Origin of the sequence: Arthrobacter sp. PvP103, from assembly GCF_017833075.1 — a bacterium.
Classification (GTDB): domain Bacteria; phylum Actinomycetota; class Actinomycetes; order Actinomycetales; family Micrococcaceae; genus Arthrobacter.
Genome location: NZ_JAFIBQ010000001.1, coordinates 4473505 through 4494010 on the forward strand (window position 1 = coordinate 4473505; position 20506 = coordinate 4494010).

A 20506-nucleotide genomic window follows, 5' to 3' on the forward strand; every position below is an offset into this window, starting at 1 on the left:
TACGAAAGGAAACGAAGCAATGACCAGGAAGAAGCAGCCAGAGCCGGTAGATGTCGTCATCGTCGGTGCGGGCGCCGGCGGGGCAACCGCGGCAAAGGTGCTGTCGGAGGCCGGCCTGAAGGTGGTAGGCCTCGAGCGTGGGCCCTGGCTAAAGCCCGAGCACGCCTCGGGGGACGAACTCAAGTTCCTCAACCGGAATTTCATCTGGCAGGACCCGAAGATCAAACCGCGGACCTACCGCCCAAACGACAAGGTAGAGGCGGAAATCACCAACTTTTCCGCCACGCCGCAGGTCGTCGGCGGCGGCACCACCCACTGGGGTGGCATGGTTCCGCGTATGGCGGAGAGCGATTTCAAGCTGCGCAGCCTGCACGGCGATGTTCCGGGCGCAAGCCTGGTTGACTGGCCCATCTCCTATGACGAACTGGAGCCGTACTACACACGCGTTGAGTGGGAGTTCGGCACGTCGGGCCTTGCCGGAGCGAACAAGTGGGAAGCGTGGCGCAGCCGCGGCTACCCCACCAAGCCATCACCGCTGAGCCAGATTGGACGGACCTTCGCCACCGCGATGTCAAAGCTCGGGCATGGCACGTTCCCCATGCCGCAGGGCATGGTCACCGAACCCTATCGGGGACGTCAGCCATTCAGTGAGAACGGCTTCTGGCAGCAGTACCCGGACCCGGGAACAGGCAAGTCATCCACGCTGATCAGCTTCATTCCGGACGCGGTTGCGACCGGGCGCTACGACCTCCGCTCCGATTCCTACGTGAGCGAGATACTCGTAGGCAAGGACGGCCGCGCCACCGGTGTCCGTTACCAGGACGAGGACGGCGACGAGTTCGTCCAGCACGCGAAAGCCGTGATCGTCTGTGGCGGCGGCATCGAAACCCCACGCCTGCTGCTCATGTCGAAGTCAGGGCTCTTCCCGGACGGACTCGGCAACGGCAGCGGCATGGTGGGTAAGAACGCCACCTTCCATCAGTACTCATTCTCGGTCGGCTTGTTCGACCGCGAGGTCAGCGACCCGCTTTACGGGTGGGCGGGCCACTACATGAGCCTGTGTTCGTTCGACTTCTACGAGACGGACGAGAGCCGGGGCCACATCCTGGGATCACTGATTTTCCCGTCAATGATCGGCCACCCGGTGAACTGGAGCTTCCCCGGCCGGCCTACGTGGGGCCAGGCGGCCAAGGACGCCGACCGCGATTTTTTCAACCACAGCATGAAAATCGGTGTCCTCCTGCACGACCTGCCGGTGGAGGACAACCGTGTCGACCTTGACCCGAACGTCAAAGACGCATGGGGTCTTCCGGTGGCCCGTATTACCCACACGCCCCACTCCAACGACTTTGCCCAGGAACGCTGGCAGGTTGCCAAGAACGGGGAAATCCTCGAGGCTGCCGGGGCGAAGAAGGTCATTCCGGTCAATATGGAACGGATCACGGGCAACACCTCGCATGAACTGGGCACCGCCCGGATGGGCAATGATCCGGCGACGTCCGTCGTGGACCGCTGGTGCCGCTCGCATGAAGTACCGAACCTCTACGTTTTCGACGCGAGCTTCTTCCCGACGGCGACCGGCATCAACCCGGCCCTGACGATCATGGCCAACGCCTGGAGGTGCTCTGACCATATCCTCCAGGTGGACCGCCACGGCTGGTCCGACAACTGATTCGCACTTCATACAGGACACGAAAGGACAGATGCCATATGGGACAGGCGGAATGGGCTACGGTACCCATCTCAACACGGGACGTGGACGGGCCGGTCTTCTTTACCGAGCACGAGTGGAACACGATCGAAGCGGCATCGGCCCGGATTATCCCCGCCGACCACCACCCGGGTGCGCGCGAGGCCAGGGTGGTCCGCTTCATTGACCGGATGCTCGCCGGAACGCAGTTCATCTTTCCGGCAGCGGACGGCAACGGGTTCCTCCGGATGGAGGGCCTCGAGGAGGCCGCATGGCAGGAGCGAATCAAGCAGCGCCGGGAGTTTTACCGCGAGGGCGTTGTGGAGTTGGACCGGCTGGCGAAAGAGCATGCAGACCGCGAGTTCATCGAACTGACGGAAGCGGACCAAGACGCGGTGCTCGAGACGCTGTCGGGCTTGGCCAAGCCCAACGCCTTTTCACTGGAGCACTCCGAGGTTGGCCTTGGGGGCGCGCCGGCAGGAAACCAACCGGTCAACGAGGACTTTCTGGAGTTCTTCCCGCTTCTGGTGCTTAACACCCGTCAGGGGTTTTACGGCGACCCGGTGTACGGAGGGAACGAGAACCGCGTCGGTTGGGGTGTCATCGGCTTCGATGGACCTCCGTCGCTGGCCTCAACCATGGACGGCACCTACACCACCCGCAAGTACATGGTGGAGGGAGCCGAGTGGCCATACGACCAGCATCCTGAGGTCCTGCGGTACCGGCGCCCGTGACAGTTGGCGCGCCGACCGGAGCCACGTTCCGTGGCTGCCCGGGGGTATCCGGGGATAATGTAGATGTGTCCACGACCCCCGCTCCCTCAAACGCCCGAAACTCCAATGGGCGCGGGGAGCGGCTGGCCTCCAGGTCAAAGGCTCCCCGGATGTCCGACGTTGCCCGGCTCGCCGGGGTGTCCCAGCAGACGGTGTCGCGGGTTGTCAGGGGAGCGACCAATGTCGATCCGGACATCCGTGAACGCGTCGAACACGCAATCGCCCAACTGCGGTACCGTCGAAATCCCGCGGCCGCGGCTCTCGCCAGCAACCGGACCATGACGATCGGTGTTGTCAGCTTCGAACTGTCTGTCCTGGGACCTACGGTAGCCCTGTACGGTATCTCTGAGGAAGCCCGGAAACATGGCTACGCGACGCGTTTAGTCACTCTGGCCAGTCTCGAACGCCGCGATATCCGGGCTGCCTTCGAATCCATCAATTCGGACACGGTTGACGGCGTGATCGTGCTCGCACCCCTGCTGGAAGCGATCGCGGTGCTCGAGGGTATCGACATCGGTGTCCCCGTAGTGACGTTCCAGCAAGGATCGCATCCGAGCCCGACTAGCGTTTCCGTTGACGAAGTGCGAGGTGCCCGGATGGTGGTGCGCCACCTGCTGGACCTCGGACACAAAACCGTGTGGCACGTTCAAGGCCCGCCTGGTTGGATGGCAACATCCGCCCGGGTCCAGGGATGGGCAGCGGAACTGGGGGCGTCTGGACGTTTCGTTCCGACGCCGATCGCAACGACCGACTGGTCAGCCGCCGAGGGATATCGCGTCGGCCGTGAGCTCGCCGCAAGGGAGGACGTCACAGCAGTCTTCGCCGCCAATGATCCCTTCGCGCTGGGAGTGATCAAGGCACTGGACGAGGCCGGGCGCGACGTCCCGGGAGATGTCAGCGTCGTGGGATTTGACGACGTCAAAGAAGCGCCCTTCTTTCGTCCGGCACTAACGACCGTAAGGCTCGATTTCGAAGCCATCGGCCACATTGCTGTGGGTCGCATTTTGGCCATGATAAAAGACGAGGCTGAGGGAGATATCCCTCTGTTGGAACCGCGTTTGGTACTCCGCGACACCACAGCGCCACCCCCAAGTCAGCGCTAAACCACTCCGCTGGCTACCTACAGTCCTGCTCGGGGCTGAACTCCTTGACTGGGAACTGAAGAGGGCCCTAGCCGCTTCTTGAAAAGCTGTGAACCCAAAGGTCTTGCAATTTCCCACCTAACCGGAATATCGTGAGTTAGCGCTAACTCAGGTACTCAAAGAAGAGAAAAGAGAGAAAACAATGGTCGATCCATTTGTCGTCGTTGCGGTTTCGCCGCGGACAATCAATGTGAAGAATCCCGGCGACGGCGTCGCCAACGTCAAGCGCATCAACGAATTCATCGACACGGCGGTCATGGTCGGCGCCTGGGAAGGCTCTCCGGTCAAGCTGGTAGTCCTGCCCGAGATGGCGATCCAGGGCATGATGGCCAACACGCCTGGGAACCGTAAGAAGGAGGCCCACTTTGCCGTGACGATCCCTGGTCCGGAGACGGACGAGCTGGCGAAGAAGGCCGTGGAGCTCAATACCTACATCGCTGCCGAGCTGTACATGGTCAAGGACGAGGACTTCCCGGACCGCCACTTCAATGTCGCCTTCATCATCGATCCGCAGGGCGAGATCATCTACAAGCGCTACAAGGCCACCAGTGATGCCTACGAAGGCGGCATGCTCGGCAACATGAACCCGCACGACGTGTGGGACGAGTGGATTGAAAAGAAGGGAAACGGCAACGCAATGGACGCCATCTTCCCTGTGGCTAAGACCGAGATCGGCAACATCGGGTACGCCATCTGCCACGAGGGTGTCTACCCCGAGGTGCCGCGTGGGCTCGCGATGAACGGCGCCGAGATCATTATCCGGGGCACCCTGATCGAGCCGGCCGTCCAAAACGGCATGTGGGAACTGCAGAACCGGGCACACGCCATGTTCAACTCGGCGTACATCGTCGCTCCGAACCTGGGGCCCGAAGTCCGCGACGACGGGAGCATGCAGGACCTGTTCGGCGGCCAGTCCATGATCGTCGGTCCACGCGGGCAGATCCTCACCAAACAGCAGGGCTGGACCTCGGGCGACTCGTTCGTCTGCACCACAATCGACATCGAAGCGCTCCGCCGGGCCAGGGTCGCCAACGGCCTGTACAACCAGTTCAAGGACCTGCGCACCGAGCAGTACCGGGTCATCTACGACAACCCGATTTACCCGAAGAACCAGTACCTCGACGCACCCCCGAGCGAGGGCTGGCTCGCCCGGGAAGACTCAACCCGGGCCGCCAATATCGAGAAACTCATCGAGCGCGGCGTGCTCACACCGCCCTCGGGCTACAGGGCATAAGTAGGGAAGTTGGCCGGGGAGCGCGTTTCGCGCACCCCGGCCAACTCTTGTGCCTCGGCTGTTTCTGAGCTGAACGATTCACAACATGAAAAGCAGACTTAGTTACGGGTCGGCTGTGGTCGTTGTCGGTCGCGGCCGCCTGGCGAGACAAGAAGAAGACAATGGATTATTCCCAGCTGGCCTACCCGCTCCTCGGCGCTATCAATACCGAAGCCCTCAGTGCGTTGCCCGGGGCCCCCGTAATCGAACCCGGAGGCGCCATGAGAAAGCGTAGACGAGTCAGCCGCCTCCGTGGCCGACTCTCGAATGTGTTACATCGGGCAGCCTGGGCCTTGGAACCGGACGTGGAACGGGGGGATCCCTGCCCGGGCGCCGGGTAGTAGAAAAGACCTATCCCTTCGGGATTGCCCGGGCCCCATATTAGGCCGGTCCCGTGGTTGTGGAGTCCACTGGTCAATGACACTGCGGGATAGCGGCGTCGACCAGGCAGGCGGATGGACCGCCGGGGGAGTATCCGAGCCTGGAATGGCCTGTGCAATAGTGTGAGCGCAGCGGTAGGAGCCGTACGGTTTTCGATGACAGTGTCTTTATGGGGCAATGGTCGCGGCGCACAGGCGAGGCCCGTGTAGGTTTTGTCCTGCCGGATAGTGACTCTTCGGGACGAATCGAGCATAGCTGCCTCCGGTATCCGGGCGACGATTTTGCCCCGCAAAGGCCTCCGGCATGGCCGGATTATTCGCCTTCGTCGACCGACTGGCGACGATGACGTTCCCGTTGACCGTACGCCGCCCGCAGGATGTCGTCCTTCGACTCGAATCCTGAGCCCAACGCGCCCCCGATGAGAGCCGCCGACGTCGTCATCCAGGCGACTTCGGCCAAGTCCCAAACATTTACAGGATGTCGCAGGGTCTGGGCCAATAAGACATCGTCGATAGTGAACGCCGCGGCCAGCAGCACGGCCACGAACAGCAGGACGTAGCTGATCACGACGCCGATCGTCAAGGACCACACGGTAGAGGTGTTATACAAGGAAGCCTTGTATCTCTCGAGGAGACCGTCCCGCCGGGGGCTCTCCCACAGATCGTGCTGGGTGATGATCCAGAACACCATCGAACTGATCGAAAGCAGCGTCAGCAACACCAGTCTCGGTGCCCCCAGCAGGTCTGCGAGTTGCCAGATGGTATCCGTGACAAGTGCGAAGGCGCCTGTGGCGATCGCGGCGGCCATTGCACTTCTCAATCCGAAGACCAGCCGCCAGGGACGGTTCGCCCGCAGCATGCCCGCCAGCAACTGTCCCCGGCCGAGGCGGGTTGCTGAGACGAAACGGAACCCAATGGGCCCCTCGTCAAGAACGGTGGTCTTAATACGCCGTGATCGGTACAGCGAGGGCGGACCGAATTCCCCAGCGTCATCATCAGGATCGAAGTGGCGGTGCATCGCCCAGCCGAGGTCCGCGACGGTAGTGCGGACCCGGCGGTCGATGTTGACGGCGCCGAGCGCGGGCAGGGAAACCAAGGAGATCGGCTCCCCAAGGGCAACTTCCGCGACTACAGTCCGGCCCTCGAGACGAATCGGAAGATCGGTCAGGCAGACCATCACATCCCATGCACGGCGGATCCGGTGCTTGGCCAGGGAGTCCAGCATGGGCGCCAGGCCATCGCCGGCCGTAAAATCCTGGTAGTCGATCACCACGGACCAGTCGTGGCGCTCATCAGCAAGGTTGAGTAGATGGCCGACTTCGCGTCCGTTACGCTCGGCAAACTCGGCGGTGACCTCCGGCTCTGCAAGCACGCCCAGCGTACGGACCCCGGCAGGAGACGCGTCACCCGAAAGTTCCTGCATGCCGGCCTCCTAAGGTTCAGTGTCGATGACCGGCAAGAGTTCCCTGCCGCCCCGGATGCCACATTTGCCCCGCTCGTCCAGAACTTGCCCGTATTCGGATCCGGCAGGTCACGACGCAACCCACCGGCTGCGGCTATTGAGCTGTTGAGACATGGTTACGGAGGGGCGACGTGCGGACGAAGGCGCCATGCGCGCGTTGCCACGTGGAGGTTAAGTCGGGTCTCGGGATCGGCAAGGTCGAAGCCGGTGATCTGCCGGATGGATTTTAAGCGGTAACGCAGAGTGCTTCGATGGATTGTCAGGCTTTCGGCCGTACTGTCATAGTTGCCGCCGTGGTCCAGGTACTGCGCCAGGGTTTGCACCAGGTCAGACCCCCGGCTGTCATCGGCGCGTTGAAGAGTGCCGAGCCACTCGTCAACATAGCCGGCGAGATCTGGTCGGCCCCCAGCTGTGTCCAAGATGCGGTAGATCCCCAGTTGATCAAATCGGGTGACACCGTAGGGATCGATTGAACCGGCCCGAATGTGCAGCGCGTGCAGGGCCTCCGAAAAGGAGCGCGGAATTTGGGCGACATCCGGGCTTGGACCCCCGATGCCCACGGCGCCGGTGGCACTTCGCAGGGTCTTGGCGACAGCGGAAAAGACCTCGGCACCCAGTGGATCTCCACAGACGACCGCAACAGCCATGTCCGAGCGACGTGAAACGAGCGCGGACGAACGGAGTTCCAGGAATGTCCTGCGCAGTGCGACGACGACAGTATCGTCAGTTCTCCCCGGCTGCCACTGCGCCACAATAACGTGCTGCGGACCACTGATGTCATACCCCAATGCCTCTGCACGAACGCGCGCGGTCGCGCCCTCCATACCGGACACGAGTTCGTCCACGAGGTCGCGCCCCAGCCGTAGTTCCAGTTGGGCCAGGCTGCGGCGGTGCGACAACTCGACCTCCAAGACCCGCGTTGCGTACTTTAAAGCGAACAAGTTGCCGGCTGTGACCGGCCGGTCGGTTTCCAGCATGCAAATAGCCCCCAACACCTCGCCGTGCGACAGGGCAAGGGCAACCAGCCTCCGCAGTTCGTGGACTGGTGAGCCGGAGGCAAGCCAGAGCTGCGCAGTCCGCGACCTGGCCGCCGCGTCAAGCCTGGGGTATGGGCGTCTGGATCCGATCCCAGCCACCGCGCTTATATGCCCGAACGCGTTCTCAATACAGATGGGCCGCCCAGTCAGCCGTGAAAGGGCTTCCGCCAGAAATCCCTCCCTGCAGTCACTGTCCCCGAGATCGAGAGTCACGCTCTGGTCCAAGGCATCCCGGATCCTGGCATGTTCTTCGAGCTCAAGTACCGTCGCCGAGAGGGACAGCAGACGCGTGTCCATGTCCTCGCGACGGAGCAGCTGATCGATTGCGTCGCTCGGGAGTTCCCTCGTGGATCCCTTGGTGTGGGCAGTTCCCGTTGTCCCCGCAACTGCCCGGAGCTGCACCAGCTGCGGGAGATCCGGAGGGTCGGCGGCGGACAGCACCAGACACCCGTTCAGTTGGCCACTGTCGCCGACAGTGAACAGCGCATATCGCCAGCCCGACCTGGCGGACGGGAGAACGGAGTCCCCGCCATTGAGGCGACGGACGGCCTGATCCTGAGGCAACGCCGCGCGTTCGGGGTGGGGATTCAGCTGGCCATCTACCGCGAGATAGCGGTCCTTGACCTCACAGAACGACATCTCCGACACCGCCTGCGCGGCCCTGTTGAGGGTTTCCTCTGCCACACGCCGATCGAACATATTGATCCTCGTTTCCATCCAAGGCAAGGGGAGGTTCCTCGGCCGCCGGCCGCCCAGTAGGGACGACTGAGCCCCCTGCGCGGTCGAAGGCCCGGTTCAGCGGCTGCCGCCTCTCTGGACGGATGCTCGCGAGGCCTACAGCAATGCCGGACATTGGAGGCATGGTCCTGCTGGACTTTCACTGTGGTTCACCTGATTGTGCACCGGCCGGTCCTTCCCGGAGGAGGCGCAGGTGCTCGTGGATCATTGCCACCGCTGTTGAGCCCTCACCGGCGGCAGCCGTTACGCGCTTCACCGAGCCATGCCGAACATCGCCCGCCGCGAACATCCCGGGAACGCTGGTTTCCAGAGGCAGCCGTCTGCGCCCCAGATGGCTGAACTCAGCAGGAATATCCTCAAGATCAGCCCCGGTGAGCACAAAGCCGTGGTCATCCAGGGCGAGGGTACCCTGCAGCCATTCTGTGTGCGGCATCGCCCCGATGAAAATGAAGAGGTATCGGGAGTCGAAGATGCGCCGTTCGCCTGTGGCTCGCAGATCGACGACGATCCGTTCGAGGGCGCCTGAACCATCCACTCCCACGATGCTGGCCCCCAGCAGTACCTCGATGCCCGAATGCTGTTCGATCCGTTCCGCGAGGTACCTCGACATGTCCGCGCGGAGATCCGTCCCGCGCACGACCAGCCGCACTGGTGCTCCCGTGCCAGCCAGGAAAAGCGAGGCCTGTCCCGCGGAGTTTCCACCGCCGACGACGGTCACTGGCTGCAATCCGCAGAGCCTGGCTTCATGGACAGTGGCGGCGTAGAAGACACTTATCCCCTCGAATTCCTCCAGTCCGGGGACCGGCAGCCGGCGGTAGCGGACCCCAGTTGCCAGTAGCGCGGCCCGTGAGGAGGCAGGCCCGCTCCCGTTGAAGTCGGCGCGGAATTCGCCGTCCCTCAACTCGATGGTGCGCGCCCGGCAGGCGACGTTGATCTGGACTCTGAACTTGCGGGCCTGAAGGATCGCTCTTTCGGTGAGTTCCCCGCCGGAGAGCCCGGCGGGGAAGCCGAGAAAGTTCTCGATCCGCGGCGATGTGCCGGCCTGCCCACCTAACCCGAAGCCTTCTTTCAGGACGACCGACAACCCGTCGGACGCCGCGTAGACGGCGGCCGCCAGGCCGGCCGGACCGGCCCCAATCACCATGAGATCGTAGGTGGCTACGTGCTCATTCACTGCCCGCAGGCCCATGGCGAGAGCCAGGTCTGCGTTGGATGGGTTCTTGAGGACCTGCGAAGCGTTGAGCACCACTGCGGGCAGGTCACTTTCGAGGATCCCGGCCCGGTCCAGTATGGCCTGCGCCTGCTCATCATCCTCCAGATCGACCAGCCGGTGAGGCACGCGGTTGGCGGCTGCAAATTCCAGGAGGCGAAGGGTGTCACGGCTGAAGCGGGATCCAACGATGCGGATGCCCGCGCCCGCGCTGATCAGCAGGATTCGGCGCTGAAGATATGCCCGCAGGATGGTCTCGCCCACCGCGGGGTCCGTCAGAACCACGCGGCGGAGATCGTCCCCGCTTATCTGGAGCACTTCACCCGCCTCGGCGGACACAGTGCTGACGAAGGCCGGTTGCCCCTCGACCAGGCCCAATTCCCCGAGGAACCGTCCCGGACCGTGAACCTCTAGGATCCGCGTGCCGGGGCCCAGCTCAGCAGGCTGTCTGCTGCCGGCGTCGTGCAGCCCCTCCACGACCAGTACCTTGCCATGCAGTGTGACGAAGAAGTCACTGTCGAAGTTTCCCTCCTGTATGAGGACTTCTCCGGCTGAGGTAGCCCGGCCGGTGCCGGCACGGCCCAACAACTCGATCTGGGCTTGGCTGAGCCGTGGATAGGCGCCAGAGACATCCGGCGTTTCGATCAGCGTTGAGTCTGCGATAGGTTCCATCAGCTGGTTGCGCCCGCCGATACCCTAGACGAACGCCTCATGGGGATAGCACCAGCGCCAGTCCTCGCCGGGCTCCAAGGAACGAACGATTGGATGCGACTCGGTGGCGTGGGCCCGGGCGTGCCGCATGGGTGAGGAATCACAACACCCGACGTGGCCGCAGGAGAGACACAAACGCAAATGAACCCAGGGAGTGCCCAAAGACAGGCACTCCTCGCAGCCCTGCGGTGTGCGTACCCGAACCGGACGAATCAGCGCGAGATGTGGATCAAGAATTCCGGCAATCATGTTGGCTCCTATGTCGGTCCGGCCATGGAGCCAGCATCGCCGCGACAACTGGCCAATAAGCGTCGCGTTGGCCCTGACCGGCGGCATGGGCACCATTATCGGATGGATCAGGTGGGTGTACCGGTTAAGGCAAGTACTAGACCCGGCCTGTCGGCCTGTCAAGCGGCGTCCGGTAGATCCGCATACCGGCTTGGGGTTCGCCCGCCGATTTCACGCCGGATCTTGCCGCCTCTCGGATCCCGGCTGTGTACCGAGTGCGGCGTTCTTTCCTAAGGAGTGTGGTGGACCAGGTGAGGTCAGCGGGCCGAATTCCGAGAAGCCGTGGCCCGTAGGCAGCCTTTCAGCCCATCGAGAGCCTCGGTTCAGGGCTTTCGCCCAACCTGCGCAGTCCAACGCCGGAGGCGATCAGGAGTATCCCGAGGAGGATTGCGAAGGACGAAAGCAGCCCCAGGAGACTAAGTATGCCTGGCCCGGGAAGAATGACCAGGAAGAGTCCGAAGAGGGTAGTGATGATGCCTGTGGTCAGCCAGAGCCACCACGAGCCGACACTCTTCTTGACTTCAAAGGCCAGCGCTATTTGGGAGACACCGAGCATGATCGCCCACACGCCGATGACGAGCGCCAGCGACAGGGCGGTAATGTCCGGCCAGACGAACGCGACGAGACCCGCCAGCACGGAGATGATCCCGCCCACTAGTTGCCAGACGGACCGGCGCGTCTTTCGCGTGACGTACTGCACGATGCTGGTGACGCCGTCAACGACAGCGTAGATTCCGAAGAGCATCACCAGTGCCAGTACGGAGGCACCGGGCCAGAGGACAACCAGAATGCCGAATAGAACGGCCGCAACGCCCCGGATAATCAACGCAGTTCCTGATCCCTTAAACAATTGTTGTGCCATTGGGTCGGACATGGACGCACCTCTGTTTCTGGAATTGGTTTAATCGTAATATTGCAGGCCGGACCACACGAACGGGTTTATCCCGTTGCCGTGGTGCCCAATGTGACTTTCACTGATTTTGTTTCCTGTCCGCGTTGGAACTCGACATCGGCCTGCTGGCCGGGCTCTTTCTTGCGGATAGCGGCTAGGAGGTCAGTCACACTGGCAATCTTCTGCCCGTCGAACTGGGTGATGATGTCTCCGGGCTGCAAACCCGCCTTGGCTGCCGGCCCCCCCTGGGCAACTTCGATGACCAGCGCGCCCGAGGTGGAGGGGAGGCCAAAGCGGTTTGCGACCTCGGGAGAGATGTCGGTCGGAATGATTCCAAGCACCGGGTGTGCGGCCACTCCGCTCTTGAGTATCTGGTCCGCTACGTCGGTCACGGTGGCCGCGGGCGTCACGAACCCGATCGACACAGCGCCCGAACTGGGCGGCAGATAGGCTTCCGAGAGTCCGATGACCTCCGAGCTGCTGTTGACCACGGCTCCACCGGAATTGCCCGGGGAGATGGGCGCGTCTGTCTGGATGAGGTCGATAAGGCCCTGGGGCGCTCCATCGGACGGTGGCATATTACGGTGAAGTGCGGAAACAATGCCCGCAGTGACGGTTTGCTCCAGCCCGAGCGGACTGCCAATGACGACGGCCAGCTGCCCAACTTCGGGAAGCGCGGTCGAGAACTTGGCGGCCGGAAGGTTGCCCCGGTCAGCTTTCACCACAGCCACATCGGTTGCGTTGTCAACACCGACGACGGTGGCCGACGCCTGGGATCCGTCCGCGAAGCGGATCCGGACGCTCGTGAACGGCTTCTTTTGTTGGTCCTCCACCACGTGGGCGTCCGTGACAATGGTGCCGTCGCTGCGGTAGACCACTCCGCTGCCGATGCCCCCTGACGTCTCGATCGTGACCACAGAGGGCTCGACTTCTCTTACGATCCTAGGAACGGCTGAAAGATCCCCTGTGGAGCTCGAACCCCCAGAACTGGCGGATTGTGATGGCGGAGCAGGAGAGGACCCTGTGCACGCCGACCCGAACATGAGTAACCCCGCCCCCAAGGCGCCGGTCCAGGCCCTCCTGCGTCCTGGGGCCGGGACCGGGGCCGTTCCCTCTGCGGCCGCTGTTCTGCTCATACTCATTGGATTCCCGTTGCTTTCTCTGGCTGCTAATAGAAACAGGTGACAGGCTGAGTCTCCTCCGCCAGCATCGCGTCCGCATGGCCCCGGGACGCCTAAAAACCGCCCGCACTTTAATCCACCAGATCAACCTCTGGCGGACCGCCATTAGTCGGTATCGGAGCGTGCTCCGGTGAATGGTGAGGCCGTCGTTCTTGTACCGGCGGGCCAGAGCTGAACCGTTCGCGACCGATTTGACCTGCAGTCTCTGTCTGCAACTGACGGGAGTCGTTCAGTCGTTCGTGGGCGGCGAGATGCGAGACGGCCGACCCTCCGGTTATCTCGGCGTCTCAGAGGATTCGCCCGTGAACCCTAGCCCTGATAGGTCATTCCCTGAAGCATATTTGGACCGTGGGGGGTCATGCCGTCGCTCCCTTCCAAGGGCAGACTCAACCCTGTAAGACCCATGACAAAGCCCGTTGAGCCTCGTGGCCCAGCAAGACAGGGCGTAAGTCGTGCGGTGCAACCTCGGGCGGACGTCACCACAGGACCGGTCGCGCCCTCTAGGACCGGAGTGGGTCATGGCCAAAGCAGTAGGAATTGATCTCGGAACAACCAACTCGGTGATTGCCGTCTGGGAAGGCGGGGACGCCCGCGTCATACCCAATGCGGAAGGCGCCCGGACCACTCCGTCTGTTGTGGCGTACACGGACACCGGCGAACGGCTCGTGGGGCAACTGGCCCGACGGCAGGCGATCCTCAATCCCAAGGGAACCATCACATCGGCCAAGCGGTTTATCGGCCGACACTATGACGAGATCACGGATGAGGCCAAGGCCGTCAGTTTCGACGTCGTGCCGGACGACAACGGGCTGGCGCGTTTCGAGGTCCACGGCAAGAAAGTTGCCCCGGAAGAGGTCAGTGCGCTAGTTCTGCGCAAGCTGGTGGACGACGCCGCGAAGCAGTTGGGCGAAAAGGTGACCGAGGCTGTCATCACGGTCCCCGCCTACTTCAATGACGCACAGCGCACCGCGACCAAGGACGCCGGCAAGATTGCCGGTCTTGAAGTCCTGCGCATCATCAACGAGCCGACCGCGGCAGCCTTGGCCTACGGCATCGACAAACGTCATCATGAGACGGTGCTGGTGTTCGACCTGGGCGGCGGAACCTTCGACGTGAGCCTGCTGGACGTCGGCGACGGGGTCGTGGAGGTCCGCTCGACAGCAGGCGACTCACACCTGGGCGGGGACGATTTTGACCGCCGCCTTGTCGATTACTTGGCCGACGACTTCCAGAAGGAGGCGGGCATTGATCTCCGGTCGGACGCTCAGGCGTTGCAACGATTGTTTGAGGCGGCCGAGAAAGCGAAGGTCGAGCTGAGTTCTGTGACCCAGACTCAGGTCAACCTTCCCTTTATCACTGCCGACGCCACCGGCCCCAAGCACTTGACGACCACCATCCGGCGGTCCGTCTTTGAAGACCTCACCCATGACCTCGTCGAGCGCACCATGGCGCCGGTGCAGCAGGCGATGACGGACGCGAAAGTCACCGCTAATGACATCGACGAGGTGATCTTGGTGGGTGGCTCCACCCGCATTCCCGCGGTACAGAACGTCGTGCGGCGGCTGACAGGCGGGAAAGATCCCAACATGAGCGTCAATCCAGACGAAGTCGTGGCCATCGGTGCGGCCATTCAGGCCGGCGTGCTCAAGGGAGAGGTTTCGGATGTCCTGCTGCTGGACGTTGTGCCGCTTTCCTTGGGTGTTGAGACCCGCGGCGGCGTCATGACCAAGATCGTCGAGCGCAACACGACGATCCCCGCCCGTCGCAGTGAAGTGTTCTCCACGGCCGACGATAACCAGCCCGCCGTGGACGTGGTGGTCTTGCAGGGGGAGCGGGAACTGGGGGCGGACAATCGGGTGCTGGGTCGGTTCCAGCTGAGCGATATCCGGCCGGCGCCTCGCGGAGAACCGCAGGTCGAGGTCACGTTCGACGTCGACGCTAACGGCATTCTGAACGTCACCGCCAAGGACAAGGACACGGGCAAGGAACAGGGCATCACGATCAGCGAGGGCTCAAACCTCGATGCCAAGGAAGTCGAGCGGATGATTGCCGAGGCTGAGTCCCACCGAAACGAGGACGTGCAGAACCGGGAGCGGATCGACACCCTCAACGAGCTCGATGCGGTCGCTTACCGCGTTGAGCGGGCCGTCAATGAACTGGGCGACGCTGTCCCGGCGCACGACAAGGCGCGGGCGGAACTGCTGGTTGGCCAGGCACGCGACGCGGTCAGCAACCAGGCGGAGGTGGCCGCCGCGAGGGAGCTCATTTCGGAACTTGAGCAACTGCAGGCAGCGCTCCGTGCCTCGGCTGCCTCCGCGGCAACCGCCGGGGCCGGTCCGGAGGCAGGAGCGGGCCAGCACGCCGGAGCATCCAGCGATGCCGATGACGATGACATCGTCGATGCAGAATTCGATCGTGGCTAGGAACGGCCATGAGTGACCAGGCGGGGCCGGCTGGACAGGCCCATCGAGGAAGTGACGGGGCAGAGGCCGCCGCACCCGAGGTAAGGGAAACCGAAGCGGCTGCGCAGGCGGACGCGCTGGCCAAGATGGAGGACCAGTGGCGCCGTGCGCTGGCTGACGCGGAAAACGTTAGAAAGCGCGCCACCCGGGACGGCGCACAGCTAAGGGCACAGGAGCGCGCAGCGGTTTCTTTGGCGTGGCTGCCCGTCCTGGACAACCTGGAACTTGCCCTGGCCCACGCACCAGCGGGTGCGCAGGATCCGCTCGTGGAGGGCATAGCGGCTATACGATCCCAGGCCATCGATACCCTGGCCCGCCTGGGCTATCCGCGGATTGACGCCGAGAACGTCCCCTTCGACCCACGGATTCACGAGGTGGTCAGTGTGTCGGAAACGGACGAGGTTCCCCCCGGGACTGTGCTGACCGTACTGCGTCCGGGCTACGGTGGCACGGACGCCATCCTCAGGCCAGCCGCCGCCGTTGTTAGCCGGGCGGTGACCCCGGACCGTGGCTAAGGATCACTACTCAGCTCTCGGCGTCCCGCGGACGGCGAAGCCTGACGAAATCCAGCGCGCCTACCGCAAACTGGCAAGAAAGTACCACCCCGACGTCAACCGGGAGCCGGATGCCGCCGACAAGTTCAAAGAGATCGGCGAGGCCTACGACACTTTGTCAGATCCCGAAACCAGGGCGCGCTATGACCGGTTCGGCGCCGACTACAGGCAGTACGCCGGCAGCGGGGCTGGCCCGGGGGGCGGGGGCGCGCGGCGGGGTTCCGGCGGGCCGCGCCCCGGCCCAAGGCCGGGCCCGCGCCCGGCGCGTGGCACGTACGGCGACGCCCATGTCGACATGGGAGGCGACGTCGATTGGGAGGATCTGCTCGGTGGCTGGTTCCGGCAACAGGCAGGGGGCCCGTCCCGGGGGGCGGACCACGAAGCCGAGCTATGGCTGACCGTCGAGGAAGCTGTCCGAGGCGGAAAGCACACCGTCAGGTTGGCTAAGCCCGACGGGGAGACCCGCGATTATGACGTCGACGTGCCTCCCGGTGTGCTCGATGGGCAGCGCATCCGTCTGGCCGGGGAAGGCGCGGCGGGCCGCGAAGCGGGCCCACCGGGCGACCTCCTACTGACCGTGCGGTTCCAGCCCGACAGCAGGTACCGGGTAAAGGGCCGGGACATCTACATCGACCTTCCGGTGTCGCCCTCGGAGGCCGCCGTGGGGGCCAAGATCAAGATCCAGGCGCCAACGGGGACAGTCACAATCACCGTGCCCGAGGGCTCCTCCAGCGGCCGCAGGCTGCGGCTGCGAGGACAGGGTATGCCCAACCCGCGGGGATTACCAGGGCACTTGTATGCGGAGATCAGGATCATGGTGCCCCCGAGCCTCAGCAAGGAGGAGCGCAAGCTGTACGAGAAACTCGCCAGCGTCTCCGCCTTTAATCCGAGGGAGGAGCAATGAGCGAAGTGTATGCGCTCGCCTACCCGTGGCGCCTGAATCTCGAGGCGGTGGCGCGGAGCAGCGGTGTCCACCCCGACGTCGTCAGGCGGTTCGTAGAGCTGGATCTGATTCGGCCGCTAGCAGGCGACGCTCCGGGCGGCCCCTGGTTCAGTCCGCGGGCCCCGGAACTGATCGCGCGCGTCATGCGGCTGCATTCGGAGCTGGCGCTGAACTATGCGGCAATCCCGCTGGTACTGGACTTGCTGGCGCGGGTGGACACGCTGGAACGACGTTTGGTTGAAATCACGCAAGTGGAAAGGACTACTTCGCGATGAATATGGAGAGTTTGACCCAGAAGTCGCAGGAGGCCTTGGCAGGGGCCCAGCGGATCGCCCAGCAACACGGCCATACGGAGACCGACGGCGAGCATCTGCTGGCGGCCCTGCTGACGCAGGAGGGGGGCCTCGTCCCGCGGCTACTCGTGGGCATGCAGGTTGACGTGGATGAGCTGAACGGGGCGGTCGAGACCGAGCTGCAGCGAAAGCCGAAGGTCACTGGTCCGGGGGCAGCGCCAGGGCAGGTGTACGTGAGCCGTAGGCTCGGCACACTCCTCGATGCCGCTGAACGTGAAGCCAAACGGCTCAAAGACGAGTACGTCTCGGTGGAACACCTGCTGGTCGCGCTGGCGGAGGAAGGCCGGTCCACTGCGGCCGGCAGGGTGCTGGCCGAGCACGGCATCACTCGCGAGGCGTTCCTTTCGGTCCTGACCCAGGTCAGGGGAAACCAGCGAGTCACCTCGGCAACGCCGGAGCAGACCTACGAGGCACTGGAGAAGTACGGCCGCGATCTGGTGGCGGACGCGCGCACCGGAAAGCTGGATCCGGTCATCGGCCGCGACGCGGAAATCCGGCGGGTCGTCCAGATACTTTCACGCAAGACCAAAAACAATCCGGTGCTGATAGGCGAGCCTGGAGTCGGCAAAACCGCCATTGTGGAGGGGCTGGCCCAGCGGATCGTCCGGCAGGATGTGCCGGAAGGCCTGAAGAACAAGACCATTTTCTCGCTCGACCTGAGCGCCCTTGTGGCCGGTGCCAAGTACCGCGGCGAATTCGAAGAGCGGCTGAAGGCGGTGCTGGCAGAAGTGCTGGCGGCAGAAGGCAGGATCCTGCTCTTCGTGGACGAGTTGCACACCGTCGTCGGGGCGGGCGCGTCCGAGGGGTCGATGGACGCCGGCAATATGCTAAAGCCAATGCTGGCCCGCGGGGAGCTGCACATGATCGGCGCCACCACCCTCGACGAATACCGCAAACACATTGAGTCGGATGCGGCTTTGGAACGCCGCTTCCAGCCGGTCCTCGTTGAGGAACCCGACGTCGAGGACGCCATTTCCATCCTTCGCGGGCTGCGGGAGCGGCTTGAGGTCTTCCACGGCGTACGGATCCAGGATAGTGCTCTGGTGGCTGCGGCCACCCTATCCCACCGGTACATCACAGACCGGTTCCTTCCGGACAAGGCCATTGACCTCGTGGATGAGGCCTGCGCCCGGCTGCGGACGGAAATTGATTCGATGCCAGCGGAACTGGATGAGCTCACGCGGAAGGTCACGCGGCTCGAAATCGAAGAGGCGGCACTTTCCAAGGAGACCGATCCGGCCAGCAAGACCCGGCTTGAGGAGCTGAGGCGTGAATTGGCAGACCTGCGGGCCGAGGCCGACGCGAAGAGGGCCCAATGGGAAGCCGAGCGCCAAGCGATCCACAAACTGCAGGAAATCCGCAGTGAACTTGAACGACTGCGGCAGGAGGCTGAAGAAGCCGAGCGGGCCTACGACCTCAACCGGGCGGCGGAGCTACGCTACGGCAGACTTGCCGACCTCGAACGGCGGCTGGCCGCCGAGGAGGAACGGCTGTCCGCGAAGCAGGGGGAAAAACGCCTGCTCCGCGAGGTCGTGACGGACGACGAGATCGCCGACATCGTCGCGGCCTGGACAGGCATACCGGTGACACGGCTGAAGCAGGGCGAACGTGAGAAAGTCCTGCATCTGGACGAAATCCTGCGCGCCCGCGTCGTGGGGCAGGAAGAAGCGATTAGTGCGGTTTCGGACGCCATCATCCGCGCCCGCTCCGGCATCCGGGATCCACGCCGACCCATCGGCTCGTTCATCTTCCTCGGCCCGACCGGCGTCGGGAAGACCGAGCTTGCCAAGGCTCTGGCTTCGGCGCTGTTCGACAGCGAGAACGCAATGATCCGGCTGGACATGAGCGAGTACCAGGAGCGCCACACCGTGAGCCGCCTGCTGGGGGCACCTCCTGGCTATGTCGGATACGACGAAGGAGGACAGCTCACGGAGGCAGTACGCCGCAAGACTTACTCGGTGGTGCTGTTCGATGAGGTGGAAAAGGCCCATCCGGACATTTTCAACACCTTGCTGCAGGTGCTCGACGACGGACGGATTACGGACTCGCAAGGCCGGACCATCGATTTCCGCAACACCGTCATCATCATGACCTCCAATATCGGCTCCCAGTATCTTTTGGAGGGTTCGGCCGAAGGCGGGGCGATCACCGAGGAAGCGCGCAGCATGGTGATGGGCGAGCTCCGGGCGCATTTCCGCCCCGAGTTCCTTAACCGCGTGGACGATACGGTCCTGTTCGCACCCCTGGGACTGCCGCAAATCGAACGCATCGTTGATCTGCAGTTCCAGCAGCTGCGGCAGCGGCTGGCCGAGCAGCAAATAGAGCTGGAACTAACCGAGGAGGCGCGCCTTCTGATAGCCGAACGCGGCTTCGATCCGGTATACGGAGCCCGGCCCCTGCGCCGTTATATTTCCCATGTGGTGGAAACGCAGGTGGGCCGGGCGCTGCTGCGTGGCAGCATCGCGGAGGGCGGATTGGTCAAAGTGACCGCCTCCGGAGGGGAACTGGTGGTTGACTACAGCACGATGGAGCTGGAAGAGGTCGGAACCGCATGAACAAGGCCATCATCAAATGTCCCCATTGCGGGAAGTCCAACCGCGTTCCGGCTGCCGCCGACGGCCGGCCGCGCTGCGGAAGTTGCCACCGGGAGCTTCCCTGGGTGGTTGAGGCGGGCGACGATGACTTCGGCGAGATCGCCGAACAATCCGGTGTTCCGGCACTGGTGGACTTTTGGGCGGTGTGGTGCGGACCCTGCCGGATGGTTAGCCCCGTGCTGGACCAGCTGGCACACGAACGGCCGGGGCAGATCAAACTCGTGAAAGTCGATGTGGACCACTCGCCGCAGCTCTCCGCCAGATTTGCCATTCAGGCAGTTCCAACGTTGATGGTCATCGTCGACGGCAAGATCGTCGCGAGGCAGGCCGGCGCAGCTCCCGCGCCGGTGCTGAGAGCCTGGTTGGAGGGGGCCCTCACGAAGTAGCTACGAAACAGCGGACGACGGCGGTTTCCCACCACCGTCCGCTTCTGGACGCGCGTGTGCCCCTTCCATGCGGGTGTGAAGAATCCCAGAGTCTGACCGACTTAATGTGAAGTCCCTGAATCCCCGCCGAACCCGCTGGGCTGGCCTGAGGACCGGACGTTGTGGGAGACCGGCCGGACGGGACTTGAATGAGCCGGCGCTCGTCGGCTTCTCTGCACGCAGTGATGCCTTTGTGGCAAGAGTCTGCATGAATCGAATTCATCGCCACTTTTTCGCGTCATCAAAAACCATAGACTAATTCACGCTGACCATCGGCTCCCCGTCCCGGCGGGATCGAAAGCCGGCAGGAATATCGTAAGTGACGGGCGCCCGCGATCACCGCTGACCGCACGGACTTTTGGCAACCGTGGCGATACCGGTCTCACTGCTACGGGATG

At 63.5% G+C, this 20506-nt stretch carries 16 protein-coding genes; 10 read left to right on the forward strand and 6 right to left on the reverse strand.

Annotated elements, in window-relative coordinates; translation table 11 throughout:
- Positions 1-19: 19 nt before the first annotated feature.
- The 4 genes from JOE41_RS20375 (at position 20) to JOE41_RS20390 (ending at position 4839) form a co-directional block, all read left to right on the forward strand.
- On the forward strand, positions 20-1672 hold the full coding sequence (locus JOE41_RS20375) for a GMC family oxidoreductase (RefSeq protein WP_209745400.1): 1653 nt from the start codon (positions 20-22) through the stop codon (positions 1670-1672).
- 38 nt (positions 1673-1710) lie between these two features.
- Positions 1711-2424, forward strand: a complete 714-nt coding sequence (locus JOE41_RS20380) for a gluconate 2-dehydrogenase subunit 3 family protein (RefSeq protein WP_209753419.1) — start codon at positions 1711-1713, stop codon at positions 2422-2424.
- A gap of 149 nt (positions 2425-2573) precedes the next feature.
- The gene (locus tag JOE41_RS20385; protein ID WP_209753420.1) at positions 2574-3566 is read left to right on the forward strand and encodes a LacI family DNA-binding transcriptional regulator; all 993 of its coding nucleotides are present in this window, start codon (positions 2574-2576) and stop codon (positions 3564-3566) included.
- Positions 3567-3747: 181 nt separating this feature from the next.
- The gene (locus JOE41_RS20390) at positions 3748-4839 is read left to right on the forward strand and encodes a nitrilase-related carbon-nitrogen hydrolase (RefSeq protein WP_209753421.1); all 1092 of its coding nucleotides are present in this window, start codon (positions 3748-3750) and stop codon (positions 4837-4839) included.
- A 732-nt stretch (positions 4840-5571) separates the two neighbouring features.
- Here JOE41_RS20390 and JOE41_RS20395 read toward each other — a convergent pair.
- From JOE41_RS20395 to JOE41_RS20420, 6 genes are all read right to left on the reverse strand, one after another.
- Entirely contained in the window at positions 5572-6681 is a 1110-nt protein-coding gene (locus tag JOE41_RS20395) for a hypothetical protein (RefSeq protein WP_209753422.1), read from the reverse strand.
- A 155-nt stretch (positions 6682-6836) separates the two neighbouring features.
- Complete coding sequence (locus JOE41_RS20400) at positions 6837-8474, reverse strand: CdaR family transcriptional regulator (protein WP_245201323.1); 1638 nt, start codon at positions 8472-8474, stop codon at positions 6837-6839.
- A 160-nt stretch (positions 8475-8634) separates the two neighbouring features.
- Complete coding sequence (locus JOE41_RS20405) at positions 8635-10377, reverse strand: FAD-dependent oxidoreductase (protein ID WP_209753423.1); 1743 nt, start codon at positions 10375-10377, stop codon at positions 8635-8637.
- A 24-nt stretch (positions 10378-10401) separates the two neighbouring features.
- The gene (locus tag JOE41_RS20410; RefSeq protein ID WP_307800730.1) at positions 10402-10761 is read right to left on the reverse strand and encodes a UBP-type zinc finger domain-containing protein; all 360 of its coding nucleotides are present in this window, start codon (positions 10759-10761) and stop codon (positions 10402-10404) included.
- Between the two features lie 244 nt (positions 10762-11005).
- Positions 11006-11578: an HdeD family acid-resistance protein gene (locus JOE41_RS20415; protein WP_209753425.1), complete on the reverse strand. Its 573-nt coding sequence runs from the start codon at positions 11576-11578 to the stop codon at positions 11006-11008.
- 65 nt (positions 11579-11643) lie between these two features.
- On the reverse strand, positions 11644-12513 hold the full coding sequence (locus JOE41_RS20420) for a S1C family serine protease (RefSeq protein WP_209753426.1): 870 nt from the start codon (positions 12511-12513) through the stop codon (positions 11644-11646).
- 782 nt (positions 12514-13295) lie between these two features.
- On the opposite strand from JOE41_RS20420, the gene dnaK reads away from it, so the two are divergent.
- Genes dnaK through trxA form a run of 6 tightly spaced genes read left to right on the forward strand, consistent with a single transcriptional unit; the run spans position 13296 to position 20069 of the window.
- Positions 13296-15200: a molecular chaperone DnaK gene (gene dnaK, locus JOE41_RS20425; protein WP_209753427.1), complete on the forward strand. Its 1905-nt coding sequence runs from the start codon at positions 13296-13298 to the stop codon at positions 15198-15200.
- A gap of 8 nt (positions 15201-15208) precedes the next feature.
- Positions 15209-15754: a nucleotide exchange factor GrpE gene (locus JOE41_RS20430; protein WP_209753428.1), complete on the forward strand. Its 546-nt coding sequence runs from the start codon at positions 15209-15211 to the stop codon at positions 15752-15754.
- Positions 15747-16697 (forward strand): DnaJ C-terminal domain-containing protein, encoded by a 951-nt coding sequence (locus JOE41_RS20435; protein ID WP_209753429.1) that lies wholly within the window; start codon positions 15747-15749, stop codon positions 16695-16697. Before JOE41_RS20430 ends, JOE41_RS20435 begins: the two co-directional genes overlap by 8 nt.
- Positions 16694-17011: a chaperone modulator CbpM gene (locus JOE41_RS20440; protein WP_209753430.1), complete on the forward strand. Its 318-nt coding sequence runs from the start codon at positions 16694-16696 to the stop codon at positions 17009-17011. Before JOE41_RS20435 ends, JOE41_RS20440 begins: the two co-directional genes overlap by 4 nt.
- Entirely contained in the window at positions 17008-19644 is a 2637-nt protein-coding gene (clpB, locus tag JOE41_RS20445) for an ATP-dependent chaperone ClpB (RefSeq protein WP_209753431.1), read from the forward strand. The genes JOE41_RS20440 and clpB overlap by 4 nt, the downstream gene beginning before the upstream one ends.
- Positions 19641-20069 carry a thioredoxin gene (gene trxA, locus JOE41_RS20450; RefSeq protein WP_209753432.1) on the forward strand — a complete coding sequence of 143 codons (429 nt, stop codon included), beginning with the start codon at positions 19641-19643 and terminating at the stop codon, positions 20067-20069. Before clpB ends, trxA begins: the two co-directional genes overlap by 4 nt.
- Positions 20070-20506 lie beyond the last annotated feature (437 nt).